This window comes from Streptomyces sp. NPDC033966 (assembly GCF_055575955.1).
This window is the reverse complement of the sequence record NZ_JBVIRQ010000021.1, coordinates 52102-69091: the sequence shown is the minus strand read 5'-3', so window position 1 is coordinate 69091 and position 16990 is coordinate 52102. Positions and strand designations below refer to the sequence as shown.

Here is a 16990-nt window from a genome sequence, read left to right as displayed (position 1 = left end):
CCGACCCCCGGCTATCGGGCCACCCAGCCCCGTTCGTACGCGTGCCAGCCCAGCTGGAGCCGGGTCGTCACGCCCGTCAGATCCATCAGCCCCTTCACGCGCCGCTGCACCGTCCGCAGGCCGAGTTCCAGGTGCTTGGCCACGCTCGCGTCCGTCATCCCCGCCAGCAGCAGGGAGAGGATCTCCAGGTCGGTGGTGTCGGGGCCGCCGTCGCCCTCCTCGGGGTGGCCGGTGACGCCCAGCCGCAGCGGGAGGGACTCCCGCCACACCGCCTCGAAGAGGCCCCGCAGCGATTCGAGCAGGCCCGACGCGTGCACCACCAGGGCCGCCGGCTCCGCCCCGCGCGCCGTCAGGGAGACCATGGCCAGGCTGCCGTCCGCGATCACCAGTTCCGTGGGGACCGCCGCCGACACCCGGATCCGTTCGCCGCGCGCCAGTGCGCTGGAGGCCTCCCGCATGCCCGTGGGCAGGGTGAGCACCTCGCGGTCGACGACCACCCGGTACTCGACGCCCCGTACGGCCGCCCGGTCCCCCGCCTCCTCCTGCGGGCCGGACACCAGCGCGCAGACCTCCTCCTTCGCGCCCAGCCGGAGCTGCTGGAAGCGCCGGGCCACGGCGCTCGCGCCCGTCACCACCTCCACCAGGTCGTGCACCGCCGGTTCGGCCGCCTCCGCCCGGTACTCCCGCGCCAGCAGCGTCGCGGCCAGCTCCGCCCGCTCCAGTTCGCTCCGCTGCCGGGTCAGCAGGGCCCCGAGGGCGGCGCCCGGCGGCGCGGCCACCCAGCGGCCGGGGTGGGCCGAGGACCGGGCCGCCAGCCCGTGGCGCTCCAGGTGCCGCAGTGCCCGCTCCGTCTGCGGTACCGGCAGCGTCAGCCGGTGTGCCAGGTCGGGCACCTCGGCCGCCCCCAGTGCCACCAGCGCCCGGTACGCCGATTCCTGGCCCTCGTCCAGGCCTATCGCTCCCAGCAACCCGTCCCCACCCCACTCCCCAGAGCCGTTCCCGGCGGGAAGCGGCCACGGCGCGAACCCGCCGCCGCCATCTTCGCCGGATCCCCCGCCCGTCTGCCAAGGCGGTATCGCCCCGGCTTCCCGGACAGCCGATCGGACGTACCAATTCCGGCAGTATGTACGGGTAGTGGGGGAAGGGGGCACGGGGTCGCGGCCCGATGGGCCCTTTTCCCGGATTCGGGGTTTTCCGCCGCCCGGTCGAGCCCAGAATGGGGGCATGAGTCAGCAGGGCGCGCAGGACTGGTGGCAGAAGCTGTACGAGGACCCCGACGCGGGCCCCGCCCCCGACCCGGGGGACACCCTGGACCAGCGCTTCCGCTCGGCGTCGGTCCTCGTGACGGACCCGGAACCGGCGGAGCCGGCCCGGCCCGAGCCGTCCCTGCCCGGCCCCCGCCGGGAGCCGCCCGCGGGGGTGGCCCCGGCCGGGGCCGTGCCGCCGCCACCGCCCGGGTACCGGGCCGCCGCCCCGCCGGAACCGCCCGCGCCGCCCCCGCCCCTGCCGCCGGCCCCGCCGGAACCGCTCCTGCCGCCGGCCCCGCCGGAACCGCCCGCCCCGCCCGCCCCGCCGGACCCGCGGGTGGCCGGGGAGACCGGGTACGCGCAGGGGGACGTGGCCGTGCCGCCCGCGCCCGCGGCGCGGCCCGAGCGGCCCGCGGTGCGGTACCTCGGCGACCGCGCCCCCACCTACGCCGCCGAGCCGGGCGCACTGCCCGCCGCCGACCCGGCCGCGCTGGACTTCCTGACCCCGGACACCGTCCTGGAGGGCGCCCGCTACGGGACGTACACCCTGCGGGCCGCCTCCCTGCGCGGGGACTCCGCCCGCTACCGGGGCGAGGCCCGGCGGGACTTCCTGCTCACCGCCCGCTTCGGCAGCGGTGACGAGGCCCTCGTGCTGGTGGTGCTGGCCGGCGGCGACCGGGCCGCCCCCGGCGCCCGGGAGGCCGCCGCCGAGCTCGGCCACCTCGTCGCGGCGGCCGTCGGGCGCAGCCGGGAGCGGCTCGCCGACGACATCCGGGCGGGCCGGCGCGAGGCCCTGCTGTCGGGGCTGCAGCGCCTCACCGACCGGGGCTACGGGCGGCTGCGGGCCCGCGCCGCCGAGCTCGGGCTCGCCGAGGAGGCGTACACCGCCGGGCTGCGCGGGCTCCTGCTGCCGCTGGACCCGAACTGCCCCCACCGGATCTGCTTCGGCGCGGGGGCCGGAGGGGTCTTCCGGCTGCGCGCGGGCCGCTGGACGGACCTGGAGGAGGACGGCGGCGCGACCGGCGCCACCGGCTTCCGGTTCCGGGCCTCCGTGGCCCGCCCGGGTGACACCCTGCTGCTCTGCTCGGGCGGCCTCGCGGAGCCCATGCGGGAGGAGAGCCTGCTCCCGGCCGAGCTCTCCGCCCGCTGGTCGCAGGGGGAGCCGCCGGGCCTGGCGGCCTTCCTCGCCGACACCCAGCTCCGCCTCAAGGGCTACGCCGACGACCGGACGGCCGCCGCGCTCTGGGAGGCGTAACCGCACGCGACATGCGTGGATGGAAGACGCACACGGCTCGACGGGGAACAGGAGAGGGCGTCCTTCCATGGCCAGGCAGAACGTGGCGGAACAGTTCGTCGACATCCTCGTGCGCGCGGGCGTGCGCCGGATGTACGGAGTCGTCGGCGACAGCCTGAACCCGGTCGTCGACGCGATCCGCCGCACGGGTGGAATCGAGTGGATCCAGGTCCGCCACGAGGAGACCGCCGCGTTCGCGGCGGGCGCCGAGGCCCAGATCACCGGCCGGCTCGCCGCCTGCGCGGGCTCCTGCGGCCCCGGCAACCTCCACCTGATCAACGGCCTGTACGACGCGCAGCGCTCCATGGCCCCCGTCCTGGCGCTCGCCTCGCACATCCCCTCGGGGGAGATCGGGCTCGGCTACTTCCAGGAGACCCACCCCGACCAGCTGTTCCGCGAGTGCAGCCACTACAGCGAGCTGATCTCCAACCCGGCGCAGATGCCCCGGCTGCTCCAGAGCGCCGTCCAGCACGCCATCGGCCGCGGCGGCGTCAGCGTCGTCGCGCTGCCCGGGGACATCGCCGCGCAGCCGGCCCCGGAGCGGGCGGTGCAGCACGCGCTGGTGACGGCCCGGCCGGCCGTGCGGCCCGGAGACGGGGAGATCGAGAAGCTGGTGCGGCTGATCGACGAGGCCGACAGGGTCACGCTCTTCTGCGGCAGCGGCACCGCGGGCGCGCACGCCGAGGTCATGGAGTTCGCCGGCCGGATCAAGGCCCCCGTCGGCCACGCCCTGCGCGGCAAGGAGTGGATCCAGTACGACAATTCGTAGGTGCGTATGTTCCTGTGGGGGCAGCGAACTCCCTTTATCCGCACAGGTGTTTGGAGCTAACGCGTTGTTCGCTGCCCGGGCGGCTCGGGTGCAACGAGGGTGGGGGCGGTGTGGCGCCGCGAAAATCTACCTCTCGGGTGTGGGGCCAGGCAACCGCTCGATGCGGATAGTTCTCTAGATCCAGATTAATCCGCATCAGGGTCGGGTCTCCTTGCGGAGTCGTGGCACCAACCGCGATTCTTGCTGGTGGGCCCGCCAGGAAGCGCGTCAGGCACTCGCCTGATGCGGATAGAGCGACGTCATGCGGATGGTTCCTGTGAAGCGGTTGATCAGGGGCGGAGGTGCGGCGCATCGTCAGCCCATGACCACTGACAAGACAGCGCCCGCACTGGACATCCGATGCGGCGGGTTCCGCATGACTCTTCAGCGTGTCCCCGTGAGGCTCTTGACTGTCCTGATGACCCTTGGTGGGTCTGCGCTCACGGCTTGGCTGACGACCCGCTAAAACGGCGTCCCCGCCCCTAAAAAAACGACACCATTCGCCACCCCTTCGAATGAACTCCTGGCTTGGGCCGCGTGCTGGACTAGTGGGTATGAAGCGAAGCGCAGAGCAGCGCCCTCAGATCGAACTCCGCTGTGGCGGACTCCACTTGACGGTTCAGCGCGTACCGGAATGGATTGTCGCGCTGATCACCACGGCAGCCGGGTCCGCCGCGACTTGGTGGACCACCCGCTAGTGCGTGATCCCACCCGCGCTCGTTTGAGGGGGCGGTGCCGACGCGGCGCAGGGTGTTTCTTCTCGTGTCGGTCCTCCATGCAGCGTCCGCCGGCCGACAGTCACATACGCAGGTAGCCTCAGTACGACAATTCATAGGTGCGTATGTTCCTGCGGAACGGCGAACTTGCCCCACCTATATGGCCGTTCGGAGTCCGGCGCGGGTCAGCTCGGGGCGCCCGGGTGCAGAGCAAGGGGGGCGGGGCTCGCGTGGTATTAGGGCGACTCCCTCGTAACCGGCGTAGGTCCGTGATCGTTGCTACGACATGATCAACACCCGACGTACTCTCGCAGTACTCGCCCTGGCGGCAATGGCGATCACCCTCCCCACCACAGCACACGCGGCCGACGGTGACCAGGCCCTGATCACCTCCCACAATGTGACGCCCATCCCTGACCAGGGCGGGTCCTGCTCCACCGCCGAGGTGAACAACCTCAAAGACAAGGCCCTGATCACCTTCCACAATTTGGATGGCAATGTCATCGACCTTAGGAGGTCAGACAAAGTGGACGCGGCAGCTTCGAGGGCAACGCCCAGGGACGGGACGCCCATCCCTGACCAGGGCGGGTCCTGCTCCACCGCCGAGGTGAACAACCTCAAAGACAAGGCCCTGATCACCTTCCACAATCCGAATGGCAATGTCATCGACGTTAGGAAGTCAGACAAAGCGGACGGAACGCCCGTGCAGGGCTGGGGCTTCACGCAGCAGGCAAACCAGATCTGGAAACTCGAACTCGTTAAAACGAACACCGTCTGGCCTCAGTACAAGCTGAAAAATGAGGCAACCGGCACATATCTGGGTGAGAGCGCGACGGGGAGCCTGAGCGACTTTTAGCCGCATGCGCGAGTGTGTCAGAACGGCGTGGTGAAGTGCCCGAAGTCGGTCCGGGTCTTCGCCTTGCGGCACGGGCGGCAGAGCGGTTGAACGTTCCCGTCCGTGTCCGTCCCGCCGAGGGCGAGCGGCTGAGCCGGCGCCTCCTCACGTCGTTTGGTGGGGCGGAGGCAGCTGAGGAACATACGTAGGTGGCCCCAGTACGACAATCCGTACGACGTCGGCATGAGCGGCCTGCTGGGGTACGGCGCCGCCTACGAGGCCACGCACGAGTGCGACCTGCTCGTCCTGCTCGGCACGGACTTCCCGTACAACGCCTTCCTGCCCGACGACGTGAAGATCGTCCAGGTGGACATCCGCCCCGAACACCTCGGCCGCCGCTCCCAGTTGGAACTCGCGGTGTGGGGAGACGTACGGGAGACCCTGCGCGCGCTCAACACGCGGGTGCGACCCAAGGAGGACCGCCGCTTCCTGGACCGGATGCTGAAGAAGCACGCGGACGCGCTGGAGGGGGTGGTGAAGGCCTACACGCGCAAGGTGGAGAAGCACACGCCGATCCACCCCGAGTACGTGGCGTCCGTCCTCGACGAACTCGCCGACGAGGACGCGGTGTTCACCGTCGACACGGGCATGTGCAACGTGTGGGCGGCACGCTATCTTTCCCCGAACGGCAAGCGCCGTATCATCGGCTCCTTCAGCCACGGCTCCATGGCCAACGCCCTCCCGCAGGCCATCGGCGCACAGTTCACGGACCGCGGCCGTCAAGTGGTGTCCATGTCCGGTGACGGCGGTTTCTCGATGCTGATGGGAGATTTCCTCACCCTGGTGCAGTACGACCTGCCCGTCAAAGTGGTTCTCTTCAACAACTCGTCCCTGGGCATGGTGGAGTTGGAGATGCTGGTTTCCGGCCTCCCTTCGTACGGAACCACGAACCGCAACCCGGACTTCGCCGCGATCGCCCGCGCGGCGGGCGCCTACGGGGTCCGGGTCGAGAAGCCCAAGCAGCTCACGGCCGCTTTGAAGGACGCTTTCCGGCACAAGGGACCCGCTCTGGTGGACGTGGTGACGGACCCCAACGCCCTGTCGATCCCACCGAAGATCAGTGCCGAGATGGTGACCGGATTCGCACTGTCCGCCAGCAAGATCGTGCTGGACGGCGGGGTCGGCCGGATGATCCAGATGGCTCGATCCAACCTCCGCAACGTGCCCAGGCCTTGAGCCCGAAGGAGTGCGGACCGTCGCCGGGGGCATGCATTCCGTAGACCTGTTCGAGACCACGGGCAGCGCGATACGGGGAGGTATGTCGTCGTGCGGGTGGGGGCGAGGACCGGGAAGACGTGGAGGACGGAGCGGCCGGTGGCGCGTGAGCCGTCGGCGGGCGCCGAGCAGGACCGCGCCGAGATGGCGCGCAGTGTGCGCCGGGCCGACCTGAAGGCGGTGGGCGAGGTCCGCCGGGCCCTGCGGGAGCTGGTGAGTCACCGCTGCCGGGGGGAGACGGCCGAGGTGGCCGAGCTGCTGATCACCGAGGTGGTCACCAACGCCCTCGTCCACACCGACCAGGGCGCCGAGGTGTCCGCGACCGTCCGGGCCGGCCGCCTCAGGGTCGAGGTCCGCGACCACGCCGCGCGCCTGCCCCGGCCGTACGTACCGTCCGCCGACGACGGTACGCACGGCCGCGGGCTGGTCCTGGTGCAGGCGCTGGCCGACGCCTGGGGCGTGGACCCGCTCGCGATGGGGCGCGGCAAGGTCGTCTGGTTCGAGCTCGGGGCCGCGGGCGCGGCCCGGGCCTGAGCGTGCGGCGGCGGGGCGCCCAGGGGGTGCCCCGCCGCCGTGCTCGAGCGGTCCGGTCAGCCGAACTGCTGCTCCAGGTCCTTCAGTTTGCGCTCCAGGGAGTCGAGCCGGGGGATCGTCTGGGTGTCGTCCTCGGCGGTGAGGTCCACCGTCCGGGGACCGGACGGATCAGGGGATTCGGTTCCGTTCACGGCCTGCAGGGAGGGCCTTCGTCGCAAGGGCAGCTGTCCCGCTTCCGATATGGCCGGCTCCGCGCCGACCGGCGCGGAGCCCGTTCCGGGGGTCAGCCCCGGCAGGTCGACCTGACGCGCCCGGGCCCGCCCGAACGCCCTGTGCTGCCGGCCCAGCGCCTTGATGCGGGCGCGGTCCAGGCGGTGCTGTTCCCGCCTGCGGTGCCGGTCCTGCTCGCGCTCCTTCTTGTCCTCGCGCACCTCGTCCACGGCCTCGTCGAGGGTGCGCACCCCCTCCAGCAGCATCAGCGACCAGGCGCCGAAGGTCTCCCGGGGGGCCCGCAGCCAGCGGACCATGCGGATCTGCGGCAGCGGGCGCGGGATCAGGCCCTGCTCGCGCAGGGCCGCGCGACGGGTCTGCTTGAGGGCCCGGTCGAAGAGCACCGCCGCCGAGAGCGACATCCCGGCGAAGAACTGAGGGGCGCCGTCGTGGCCCGTACCCCGCGGGGCGTGGACCCAGTTGAACCAGGCGGCCGCCCCGGCGAAGAGCCAGACCAGCATCCGGGATCCGAGGGCCGCGTCGCCGTGGCTGGCTTCGCGGACGGCGAGCACCGAGCAGAACATGGCGGCGCCGTCGAGGCCGAACGGAACCAGGTACTCCCAGCCGCCGGAGAGGTTGAGGTTCTGCCGGCCGAAGCCGACGAGCCCGTGGAAGGAGAGCGCGGCGGCCACGGCCGCGCAGCAGAAGAGCAGGACGTACGAGGCGGTCCCGTAGACGGCCTCCTTGCGGCGGCGGCGCTCCTCGCTGCGTTCCCAGCTGTCGTCGGCCGCGGCCTTCTCGCCCTCACGCTTGCCCCGGGCCAGCACCGCCACTGCCGCAAGCACGCCCAGGAGCAACAGGCTGCCGGGCAGCAGCCAGTCCAGCGATATGTCGGTCAGTCTCATGCGGATGTCCCTTGCCTCGCGTATGCGGCTTTCCGGGCGCCATAGTGGCGCAGCCGGTCAGTGGTGCACGTGGGTTTCGGGGCAAGTGGACGCCATCGGGGGGCGGGTCCCGTCGGATAGGGTGTTGTGGGTCGAACTGGTGCTCGTGAAGGCCGAGTTGAGTTCGAATCCACTTCATCCGCACGGGTGGGTTCAGCCGACGGCCGCCGTGAGCCGGGTGACGCGGTCCGCGTCGCAGGTGCGCGGGCAGGTCGTGCAGGTGTCCTCCGGGCGGATCGTGTAGAAGAAGCAGCAGCTCGCCCGGTCCCGGGTGGTCAGCTCCGCTCCGCCGGGGCCGGAGAGGGTGCGGAAGCCGGCGGCTCCCGTGTACGGGGCGAGCGCACCCGGCAGCAGCAGCTCCAGCTCGCGCACGGCCCGCTGCTCCTCGCCGAGCAGGCTCCCCAGGTACCAGAGCCCCTCGACGACCTCGTCGGCGGCCATCGCCCACAGCGCGCGGCGGCCGCGCCGCATCCGCGGGCCGAATCCCTCCAGCAGCGGTCCGAGGTGCTGGGCCACCGCCGCCCGCACCTCCTCGCGCAGCGCCTCCTCGCCGGGCACGACCCGCGCCCCGGGGAGGGAGGCCGCCGGGTCGTCCGGCAGGCAGGCGAACTCCTCGACGCGTACGGACATCAGCCCCCGGGTCCGGTGGAAGGCCACCCGGTCCACGGGCAGCCGGGGCACGCGGCGCTCCAGGAACCAAGGGGCCGTGATCAGCAGGCAGGCCCCCCAGGCGTACCGGTGCAGGCCGAACCCGGCGACCACGTCGGGCCGCGCCCGGCACCCGTAGTCCCGCAGCACCTGGGCCTCGTCCCACGCGAGGTGGGCGTCCAGGGCCGCCCCGCCCGCCGCGAGCTCGTGCGCGCCGACCCAGCCCACACCGCGAGGGAGGGGTTCGTGCGCGCCGCGCTCCTCGGCCCGCAGGCCCGGACAGGCGGCCGCCAGGCGCTCGTACGCACGCGCCACCGGAGAGCCGGCCGGGGCGGGTGCGGACGGGAGCGGGGCGGGAACAGCCGAGCCGGGCATGGCGGACCACCGAATCACGCGTCGTGAAGAAAGGTAAGCCTTACCTTAGCTGATCTCGGGCGGCGTGGGGAGCCCCGGGCCGCGTCCAGGTCGCGTCCGGGTCACGCCCACGACGCCCTGGGGCCCGTCACCTATCCTCGGAACCGGTCGAGACCCGGAGGAGGACCGAGTGCACGGAGCGGCCCACGCCCTGGTGTCGGAATCGGAGTACGAGGCGGTGGGGGAGCCCCTGATCCCGCCGCAGAAGGTGCTGCGCCATTCCGTGCGCGGGCAGGTCCTCGACGCGCTGCGCGCCGCCCTCGTGGACGGGGAGCTGGTGCCGGGGGAGATCTACTCGGGCCCCGCGCTCGGCGAGCGGTTCGGGGTCTCCGCGACCCCCGTCCGCGAGGCGATGCAGCAGCTGGCGCTGGAGGGGGCGGTGGAATGCCTGCCCAACCGTGGCTTCCGGGTGCTCACCCGCACCCCCCGCGGCCAGGCGGAGCTGTCCGAGGTCCGGGCGCTGATCGAAGTGCCGGTGATGCTCCGGCTGGCCCGGTCCGTGCCCGCCGCGACCTGGGAATCCCTGCGGCCGGCCGCCCTCGCCGCCGCGGAGGCGGCCGCCGAGGGGGATCTGCCCCGGTACGCGGAGGCCGACCGGGCCTTCCACCGGGCGGTGCTGTCCCTGTCGGGCAACGGCCAGCTGGTGCGGATCGCCGAGGAACTGCACCGGCGCGCCCAGTGGCCCCTGCCGGGTGCTCCGCGGGTGCGCCGGGGCGACCTGATGGCCGACGCGGCCGAGCACTCGGCGCTGCTGGAGGCGCTGGCCGCGCGTGACCTCCCGGCGGTGGAGTCCCTGGTCCGGGCCCACTTCGCCGGCGCCTAGCCCTCCGGGGGCGGCCGGTTCCGCTGCGCGGGCTGCTCCCCGCCCCGCCCTTCGCCCGTTCCCCGGGGCTCCGCCCCGGACCCCGTTGCGCTCAATCGCCGCGCGGGCTGGAATTTCGCTGCGCGAAACCCAGCCCCGCCGGCGCTTGAGGCGCTGGGGGCACCTCCCAGCGGTAGCTGGGGGAGGAACGGGCGAAGGGCGGGTAGGGGACAAGCCCCGCAGAGAGCCCGGCCCCGCGGGGCCGGGCTGCGCGGGCCCCTGGGCTGCGCGGCCACCCTGGGCCCCGCGGCCACCCTGGGCCCCCCGGGCCCGCGGGCTGCGCGGGTGGGGCTGGTGCGTCCCGGGGTGCCGCCCGGTCCCCGGTTACGCCGCAGGGGCCAGTTGGTCCGCCAGCCAGGTCGGGATGCCGCCCAGGAGGTGGAACAGGCGGCGGGCCTCCGCGCGGAGCCGGGCGGCCTCGGGTTCCGGTTCGACCTCGGCCAGGGCCGCCAGCGCCGGCGCGGTACCGACCAGGAAGCCCAGGTCCTCCCGGATCCGCAGGGACTCCGCGAAGCCCTGGCGGGCCTCGGCGACCTCGCCGTCCCGCAGGGCCAGCGCGGCCAGGTGCCGCCAGGTGAACGACAGCAGCAGGGTGTCCCCGTGGGTCACCGCCCCCGCGTGCGCGCGCTGGTACGCCGGCCGGGCCGCCTCCGGGGCGTCCGCCAGGTGCTCGGCGACCAGGCCCCGCCGGAAGTCCAGCAGCGGGCGCGTCCGCGACGCCGGGGACAGCAGCGCGGCCGCGCGGCCCAGCGCCGAGCGGGCCTCGTCGGCCCGGTCCCGTACGCCGAGCACGGTCGCCGCGTACGCCAGCTGGCCCCGCTCGCAGGCCGCCGCGCCCCGTTCGTCGTCGTCCCGGGCCACGGCCTCGGCCACCCGCAGCGCGTCCTCCGCGTCGGGCCAGCCCTGGCCGGTGAACAGGCACCGCTCCACCAGGAGCGCGGTGCGCTGCACCGCCGCCCCCGCGTCGTGCGCGTGCGGCGTCAGCAGGGCCGCCGCGTCCGTCCAACAGCCGCGCGAGCGCAGCCGCCATATCGCCCGCTGGAGGGGGTCGTCGCCCCCCGTTGATCCCGCACCGGACATGGCGGTATCCGCCACATTGCCCTCCCCGAAGCAACCAAGCAGCACGTCGTTGAGCCCTGGGGCGAAATGAGAGCACGGATCGGCTGCCTCGGCCAAGGGGTCGGGTGAACTCTTTCACAAAGTCCGGACGGCTCGTCAGCCGCCCCCGCCCGGCCCCTCCGTGGGGAGTGCGCAGATGGGAGGGCCCGGGCGTCAGCTCATGCGCAGTGCCAGGAAGAAGTCCAGCTTGTCCTCCAGGCGCGAGAGGTCGCGCGCCGTCAGCTGCTCGATTCGCCCGACCCGGTAGCGCAGCGTGTTGACGTGCAGGTGCAGCCGGGTCGCGCAGCGGGTCCACGAGCCGTCGCAGTCCAGGAACGCCTCCAGGGTCGGGATGAGCTCCGCCCGGTGCCGGCGGTCGTAGTCCCGCAGCGGGTCCAGCAGACGGGCCGTGAAGGCACGGCGGACGTCGTCCGGCACGAACGGCAGCAGCAGCACGTGCGAGGCCAGCTCGTGGTGCCCGGCCGCGCAGACCCGGCCGGGGCGGGCCGCCGCGACCCGGCGGGCGTGCCGGGCCTCCTCCAGCGCCCCGCGCAGCCCCTCGGCGGAGTGCACGGCCGCGCTGACGCCGAGGGTGAGCCGGCCGTCGTCGGCCAGACCGGCCGCCAGGGGCTCGCGTACGGCCGCCAGGAGCGCGTCGGCGTGCAGGGCGGAGTCCGGGCCCTTGTCCTCCCCGGCGTCGCCGGAGGGCGCGGGCAGCGGCACGAGCGCGATCGCCTCGTCACCGGAGTGGGCCACCGCGATCCGGTCGGACGGCTCGGGGCCGGACATCGACGGGTCGACCAGGATCTCCTCCAGCAGCGACTGGGCCACCGGGCCGCCGGGGATGTCCCCGCCGTCCCAGTCCACCCGCGCCACCACGACCTGCCAGTGCGGGGCCGCGCCCAGACCGGGGAGCAGCACCGGGGCCGCCACCCGCAGGCGGGCGGCGATCTCGGCGGGCGGGGCGCCCGTCTGGACCAGTTCCAGCACCTCCTGCGCCAGCCGGCGGCGCACCGTGCGGGCCGCGTCGCGGCGGTCCCGCTCGACCGCGATGAGCTGGGTGACGCCCTGGAGCAGGTCCAGGCGCTCGGCGGGCCAGTCGCCCGCGTCCGCCTCGACGGCCAGCAGCCAGTCCGACAGCACGCTCTCGCGCACGTCGCGGGTGGCCTGACCAGGGCCGCGACCGTGTCCCCTGATCGGGAAGAGGGAGTACGTAATACCCTGGATGGACAGCCGGTGCGGGCCCCTGCGGCCCGTCCGGACCGCCGCGAGGTGTTCGCTCGCCAGCGTCGCGCAGATCCCCGGCGCCAGCGGCTCGCCCGCTCCGGCGATCTGCCGGCCGGTGGGGGAGAGCACCCAGGCCCGCAGATCGAGGTCCGTGGTGAGCAGATCCAGCACCACATCGGGTCCGCCGCCCGCGGGGCCCGAGGTCATCAGACGCCGGTGGCGGTCCACGACCGCCGCGAGGTCGCCCGCGCGCTCGCCGGAGACCTGCCGCACCACGTACTCCGTGATGGTGGCGAATGCAACGTCCTCGTTCACCGCGAAGAGCGGCAGCCGGTTGCGCACGCAGGCCGAAACCAGATCGTCCGGGATGTCTCCCAGTTCCGCTTCGCCGGCCGCGAGGCCGGCCACTCCCGCGCTCGCGAGGATTCGTACGAATGGCTCGGAGTCGGCTGAATTTCTTCGCCATGCCAGGCCGGTGAGAACAAGTTCTCCCCCGGTCAGGTATCGGCTGGGATCCCTCAGGTCGGTCGTCATGACCCCGCGGACCGTCCGGTCGAGTTCTTCCTCGCCGCCCAGCAGCCGCAGCCCCAGCGCCTCGGTTTCCAGCAGTGCGCGCAGCCGCATGATGTCGCCGCCGATCTGTCTCGAATGTTGCCGTTGGAAATCGGGCAGGTCGTCGCATCCTGCCTTTCATACGAATCTACAAGACGAAGGAGGCCGCCAGCCAACTCCTTCATGGTTTCGGTGACTGCACCCGAGGGACACCGGGCTTGTGTACTGGCTCCACACCGCGTTAACAGCACGTGAACGACCAGTCGAGGGCCATCGGCCTCCTGGCTTGAAGTGAACGACCCGATTAAGAAGAAGAGAGCCGCACATGGACTTCCTTCGCCCCGCCAGCTGGGAGGAGGCACTCGCCGCCAAGGCCGAGTACCCCACAGCTGTGCCGATTGCGGGTGGCACCGACATCATGGTCGAGATCAACTTCGATCACCGCCGTCCGGAATACCTCCTGGACCTCAACCGCATCGAACTGCTGCGGGAGTGGGAGGTCGGCGAGGAGGTCACCAAGCTCGGCGCCTCCGTCCCGTACACCCAGATCATGGAGAACCTGCGCGCGACGCTGCCGGGTCTCGCGCTCGCCTCGCACACGGTCGCGTCCCCGCAGATCCGCAACCGCGGCGGTGTCGGCGGCAACCTCGGTTGCGCCTCGCCCGCCGGTGACTCCCACCCCGCCCTCCTGGCCGCCGGCTGCGAGGTCGAGGTCGAGTCGGTGCGCGGCTCCCGGATGATCCCGATCGACGAGTTCTACACCGGTGTGAAGCGCAACGCGCTCGCCGCCGACGAGCTCATCAAGTCGGTCCACATCAAGAACGCCACGGGCCCCCAGCAGTACTCCAAGGTCGGCACCCGCAACGCCATGGTCATCGCCGTCTGCGGCTTCGGCCTCGCGCTGCACCCCGACTCCCGCACCGTGCGTACGGGCATCGGTTCGGCCGCCCCGACCCCGGTCCGGGCGAAGGCCGCCGAGGAGTTCCTGAACGCCGCGCTCGAAGAGGGCGGCTTCTGGGACAACGGCAAGGTCATCACCCCGTCGATCGCCAAGCAGTTCGGTGAGCTCGCCTCCGCCGCGTGCAACCCGATCGACGACGTCCGCGGCACGGCGAAGTACCGCCGTCACGCGGTCGGCATCCTTGCTCGCCGCCAGCTCGTCTGGACCTGGGAGCAGTACCGCGGCACCAACGGCCGCTCGCTTGAAGGGGCTGCGTAACCATGCGCGTCAATTTCACTGTCAACGGTCGTCCGCAGGAAGCCGACGACGTGTGGGAGGGCGAGTCCCTCCTCTACGTCCTGCGTGAGCGCCTGGGCCTGCCCGGCTCCAAGAACGCGTGCGAGCAGGGCGAGTGCGGTTCCTGCACCGTCCGCCTCGACGGCGTGCCGGTCTGTTCCTGCCTGGTCGCGGCCGGTCAGGTCGAGGGCCGCGACGTCGTGACCGTCGAGGGCCTGGCGGACTTCGCCAAGCAGCGCGACGAGCACGGCCACTCCTGCGGCACCGGCGCGTGCGGCGGCAAGGGCGTCTCCACGGACGAGGCCAAGCAGTGGTCCGCCAAGGGCACCGACTCCCAGACCGGTGAGGGCGTCGAGCTCTCCAACATCCAGCAGGCGTTCATCGACGCCGGCGCCGTCCAGTGCGGTTTCTGCACCCCGGGTCTGCTGGTCCAGGCCGACGCTCTGCTGGAGCAGAACGCCGACCCGTCCGACCAGGACATCCGTGAGGCCCTGTCCGGCAACCTCTGCCGCTGCACGGGCTACGAGAAGATCCTCGACGCGGTCCGCCTCGCGGCCGCCCGTCAGGGAGAGGCGGTCTGATCATGGCTCAGGACACCCGCACCGTCGGCACGCCCACGAACGTCACCCAGAACCACACCAAGGGCGGCATCGGCGAGTCCACGCTCCGCCCGGACGGCACCCTCAAGGTCACCGGTGAGTTCGCGTACTCCTCGGACATGTGGCACGAGGACATGCTGTGGGGCCAGACCCTGCGCAGCACCGTCGCCCACGCCGAGATCGTCTCCATCGACATCTCCGAGGCCCTGGCCATGCCGGGCGTCTACTCGGTGCTGACGTACGACGACCTGCCGGCCGAGATGAAGAACTACGGCCTGGAGATCCAGGACACCCCGGTCCTGGCCAACGGCCGGGTACGTCACCACGGTGAGCCGGTCGCCCTCGTGGCCGCCGACCACCCGGAGACCGCCCGCCGCGCGGCCGCCAAGATCAAGATCGACTACAAGGAGCTGCCGCTCGTCACGGACGAGGCCTCCGCCCTCGCCGCCGACGCGCCGCTGATCCACCCGGGCCGCGACGACCACCACTCCGGTCACGTCCCGCACCCGAACATCGTGCACCGCCAGCCGATCATCCGCGGCAACGTGGAAGAGGCCCGCAAGCGCGCCGACGTCATCGTCGAGGGCGAGTACACCTTCGGCATGCAGGACCAGGCCTTCCTCGGCCCGGAGTCCGGTCTCGCCGTGCCGTCCGAGGACGGCGGTGTCGACCTCTACGTCGCCACCCAGTGGCTGCACTCGGACCTCCAGCAGATCGCCCCCGTCCTCGGCCTCCCGCCGGAGAAGGTCCGCATGACCCTCTCGGGCGTCGGCGGTGCCTTCGGCGGCCGCGAGGACATCTCGATGCAGATCCACGCCTGCCTCCTGGCCCTGGCCACGAACAAGCCGGTCAAGATCGTCTACAACCGCTTCGAGTCCTTCTTCGGCCACGTGCACCGCCACCCGGCGAAGCTCTACTACGAGCACGGTGCCACCAAGGACGGCAAGATCACGCACATGAAGTGCAAGATCGTGCTCGACGGCGGTGCCTACGCGTCGGCCTCCCCGGCCGTCGTCGGCAACGCGTCCTCCCTCTCGGTGGGCCCGTACGTCATCGACGACGTGGACATCGAGGCGATCGCGCTCTACACGAACAACCCGCCCTGCGGCGCGATGCGCGGCTTCGGTGCCGTCCAGGCCTGCTTCGCGTACGAGGCCCAGATGGACAAGCTCGCGGCGAAGCTGGGCATGGACCCGGTCGAGTTCCGCCAGCTGAACGCCATGGAGATGGGCACGATCATGCCCACCGGCCAGGTCGTGGACTCCCCGGCGCCGGTCGCCGAGCTGCTGCGCCGGGTCAAGGCCCGCCCGCTGCCGCCGGAGCGCCAGTGGGAGACCGCCGGCGAGAACGCGGACGTCCGCGCGCTGCCCGGCGGCCTCTCCAACACCACCCACGGTGAGGGCGTCGTCCGCGGCGTCGGCTACGCGGTCGGCATCAAGAACGTCGGCTTCTCCGAGGGCTTCGACGACTACTCGACCGCCCGCGTGCGTCTCGAGGTCATCAACGGCGAGCCCGTCGCGATGGTCCACACGGCCATGGCGGAGGTCGGCCAGGGCGGTGTCACCGTCCACGCGCAGATCGCCCGTACCGAGCTGGGTGTCACTCAGGTGACCATCCACCCGGCCGACACCCAGGTCGGCTCCGCCGGTTCCACGTCCGCCTCCCGGCAGACGTACATGACCGGTGGCGCGGTGAAGAACACCTGTGAGCACGTCCGCGAGGCGCTGCTGGAGATCGGCCGTCGCAAGAACGGCTCGTACCACCCGGCCTGGGCCCACGCCGAGCTCCTCCTGGAGGGCGGCAAGGTCGTCACCGACGGCGGCGAGGTCCTCGCGGACATCGCCGACATCCTCGAGGACGAGGCGATCGACCTGGAGCTGGAGTTCCGGCACCGGCCGACCGTCGCGTTCGACCTGAAGACCGGCCAGGGCGACGGCCACGTCCAGTACACCTTCGCCGCGCACCGCGCGGTCGTGGAGGTGGACACCGAGCTCGGCCTGGTCAAGGTCGTCGAGCTGGCGACCGCCCAGGACGTCGGCAAGGCGCTGAACATGCTCTCCGTGGTGGGCCAGATCCAGGGTGGTACCACCCAGGGTCTCGGCGTGGCGGTCATGGAAGAGATCATCGTGGACCCGAAGACCGCGAAGGTGCGCAACCCCTCCTTCACGGACTACCTGATCCCGACGATCCTGGACACCCCGACCATCCCGGTCGACGTCCTGGAGCTGGCCGACCCGAACGCGCCGTACGGCCTTCGCGGTCTCGGCGAGGCCCCGACCCTCTCGTCCACCCCGGCCGTCCTCGCGGCGATCCGGCAGGCGACCGGTCTGGAGCTCAACAAGACGCCGATCCGTCCGGAAGCCCTTACCGGGACCCTCTAGGACGGCGTGGTCCGGGGGCCGCCAGGCCCCCGGACCGCACCCCTCGGATTTCCGGGCGGTGTGACTCGGGAACGTCACACTTCACGCCGCACCGCCCGGAGCACGAAGT

12 protein-coding genes and 2 pseudogenes are annotated in these 16990 nt (G+C 72.2%); 9 read left to right on the top strand and 5 right to left on the bottom strand.

Translation table 11 applies throughout. The features are described 5' to 3' along the window. Positions 1-11: 11 nt before the first annotated feature. Positions 12-968 carry a helix-turn-helix domain-containing protein gene (locus ACZ518_RS36330; RefSeq protein ID WP_469117316.1) on the bottom strand — a complete coding sequence of 319 codons (957 nt, stop codon included), beginning with the start codon at positions 966-968 and terminating at the stop codon, positions 12-14. A 256-nt stretch (positions 969-1224) separates the two neighbouring features. On the opposite strand from ACZ518_RS36330, the gene ACZ518_RS36325 reads away from it, so the two are divergent. The 5 genes and pseudogenes from ACZ518_RS36325 (at position 1225) to ACZ518_RS36305 (ending at position 6709) form a co-directional block, all read left to right on the top strand. Beyond that, positions 1225-2502, top strand: a complete 1278-nt coding sequence (locus ACZ518_RS36325) for a protein phosphatase 2C domain-containing protein (RefSeq protein ID WP_469117315.1) — start codon at positions 1225-1227, stop codon at positions 2500-2502. A 67-nt stretch (positions 2503-2569) separates the two neighbouring features. After that, positions 2570-3304, top strand: a pseudogene (locus ACZ518_RS36320) (thiamine pyrophosphate-binding protein); the annotation flags it as partial. A 1047-nt stretch (positions 3305-4351) separates the two neighbouring features. Next, complete coding sequence (locus tag ACZ518_RS36315; protein ID WP_469117314.1) at positions 4352-4921, top strand: hypothetical protein; 570 nt, start codon at positions 4352-4354, stop codon at positions 4919-4921. Between the two features lie 183 nt (positions 4922-5104). Next, a pseudogene (locus tag ACZ518_RS36310) lies at positions 5105-6136 on the top strand (thiamine pyrophosphate-dependent enzyme); the annotation flags it as partial. Positions 6137-6274: 138 nt separating this feature from the next. Beyond that, positions 6275-6709, top strand: a complete 435-nt coding sequence (locus tag ACZ518_RS36305) for an ATP-binding protein (RefSeq protein ID WP_469117313.1) — start codon at positions 6275-6277, stop codon at positions 6707-6709. A gap of 56 nt (positions 6710-6765) precedes the next feature. Here the strand turns inward: ACZ518_RS36305 and ACZ518_RS36300 are convergent, their stop codons facing one another. Both ACZ518_RS36300 and ACZ518_RS36295 read right to left on the bottom strand, forming a co-directional pair. Then, on the bottom strand, positions 6766-7824 hold the full coding sequence (locus ACZ518_RS36300) for a DUF2637 domain-containing protein (protein ID WP_469117312.1): 1059 nt from the start codon (positions 7822-7824) through the stop codon (positions 6766-6768). Between the two features lie 192 nt (positions 7825-8016). Then, complete coding sequence (locus tag ACZ518_RS36295; RefSeq protein WP_469117311.1) at positions 8017-8886, bottom strand: (2Fe-2S)-binding protein; 870 nt, start codon at positions 8884-8886, stop codon at positions 8017-8019. 190 nt (positions 8887-9076) lie between these two features. Between ACZ518_RS36295 and ACZ518_RS36290 the strand changes: the two genes are divergently transcribed. Continuing rightward, complete coding sequence (locus ACZ518_RS36290; protein ID WP_469117326.1) at positions 9077-9748, top strand: GntR family transcriptional regulator; 672 nt, start codon at positions 9077-9079, stop codon at positions 9746-9748. Between the two features lie 363 nt (positions 9749-10111). Here ACZ518_RS36290 and ACZ518_RS36285 read toward each other — a convergent pair whose 3' ends face one another. Continuing rightward, a complete protein-coding gene (locus ACZ518_RS36285) occupies positions 10112-10867 on the bottom strand; it encodes a hypothetical protein (RefSeq protein ID WP_469117325.1) in 756 nt (251 codons plus the stop codon). A gap of 192 nt (positions 10868-11059) precedes the next feature. Next, a complete protein-coding gene (locus tag ACZ518_RS36280; protein ID WP_469117310.1) occupies positions 11060-12736 on the bottom strand; it encodes a PucR family transcriptional regulator in 1677 nt (558 codons plus the stop codon). A 253-nt stretch (positions 12737-12989) separates the two neighbouring features. Between ACZ518_RS36280 and ACZ518_RS36275 the strand changes: the two genes are divergently transcribed. Genes ACZ518_RS36275 through pucD form a run of 3 tightly spaced genes read left to right on the top strand, consistent with a single transcriptional unit; the run spans position 12990 to position 16881 of the window. Further along, positions 12990-13883 carry an FAD binding domain-containing protein gene (locus tag ACZ518_RS36275; protein WP_469117309.1) on the top strand — a complete coding sequence of 298 codons (894 nt, stop codon included), beginning with the start codon at positions 12990-12992 and terminating at the stop codon, positions 13881-13883. A gap of 2 nt (positions 13884-13885) precedes the next feature. Further along, a complete protein-coding gene (locus tag ACZ518_RS36270) occupies positions 13886-14482 on the top strand; it encodes a (2Fe-2S)-binding protein (RefSeq protein WP_469117308.1) in 597 nt (198 codons plus the stop codon). Positions 14483-14484: 2 nt separating this feature from the next. Next, a complete protein-coding gene (pucD, locus tag ACZ518_RS36265) occupies positions 14485-16881 on the top strand; it encodes a xanthine dehydrogenase subunit D (protein WP_469117307.1) in 2397 nt (798 codons plus the stop codon). Positions 16882-16990 lie beyond the last annotated feature (109 nt).

Coding starts and splice junctions, on each gene's coding strand:
- ACZ518_RS36315 (WP_469117314.1), top strand. CDS start 4,352: ATGATCAACACCCGACGTACTCTCGCAGTACTCGCCCTGGCGGCAATG.
- ACZ518_RS36295 (WP_469117311.1), bottom strand. CDS start 8,886: ATGCCCGGCTCGGCTGTTCCCGCCCCGCTCCCGTCCGCACCCGCCCCG.
- ACZ518_RS36280 (WP_469117310.1), bottom strand. CDS start 12,736: ATGCGGCTGCGCGCACTGCTGGAAACCGAGGCGCTGGGGCTGCGGCTG.
- ACZ518_RS36325 (WP_469117315.1), top strand. CDS start 1,225: ATGAGTCAGCAGGGCGCGCAGGACTGGTGGCAGAAGCTGTACGAGGAC.
- ACZ518_RS36275 (WP_469117309.1), top strand. CDS start 12,990: ATGGACTTCCTTCGCCCCGCCAGCTGGGAGGAGGCACTCGCCGCCAAG.
- ACZ518_RS36270 (WP_469117308.1), top strand. CDS start 13,886: ATGCGCGTCAATTTCACTGTCAACGGTCGTCCGCAGGAAGCCGACGAC.
- ACZ518_RS36285 (WP_469117325.1), bottom strand. CDS start 10,867: ATGTCCGGTGCGGGATCAACGGGGGGCGACGACCCCCTCCAGCGGGCG.
- pucD (WP_469117307.1), top strand. CDS start 14,485: ATGGCTCAGGACACCCGCACCGTCGGCACGCCCACGAACGTCACCCAG.
- ACZ518_RS36300 (WP_469117312.1), bottom strand. CDS start 7,824: ATGAGACTGACCGACATATCGCTGGACTGGCTGCTGCCCGGCAGCCTG.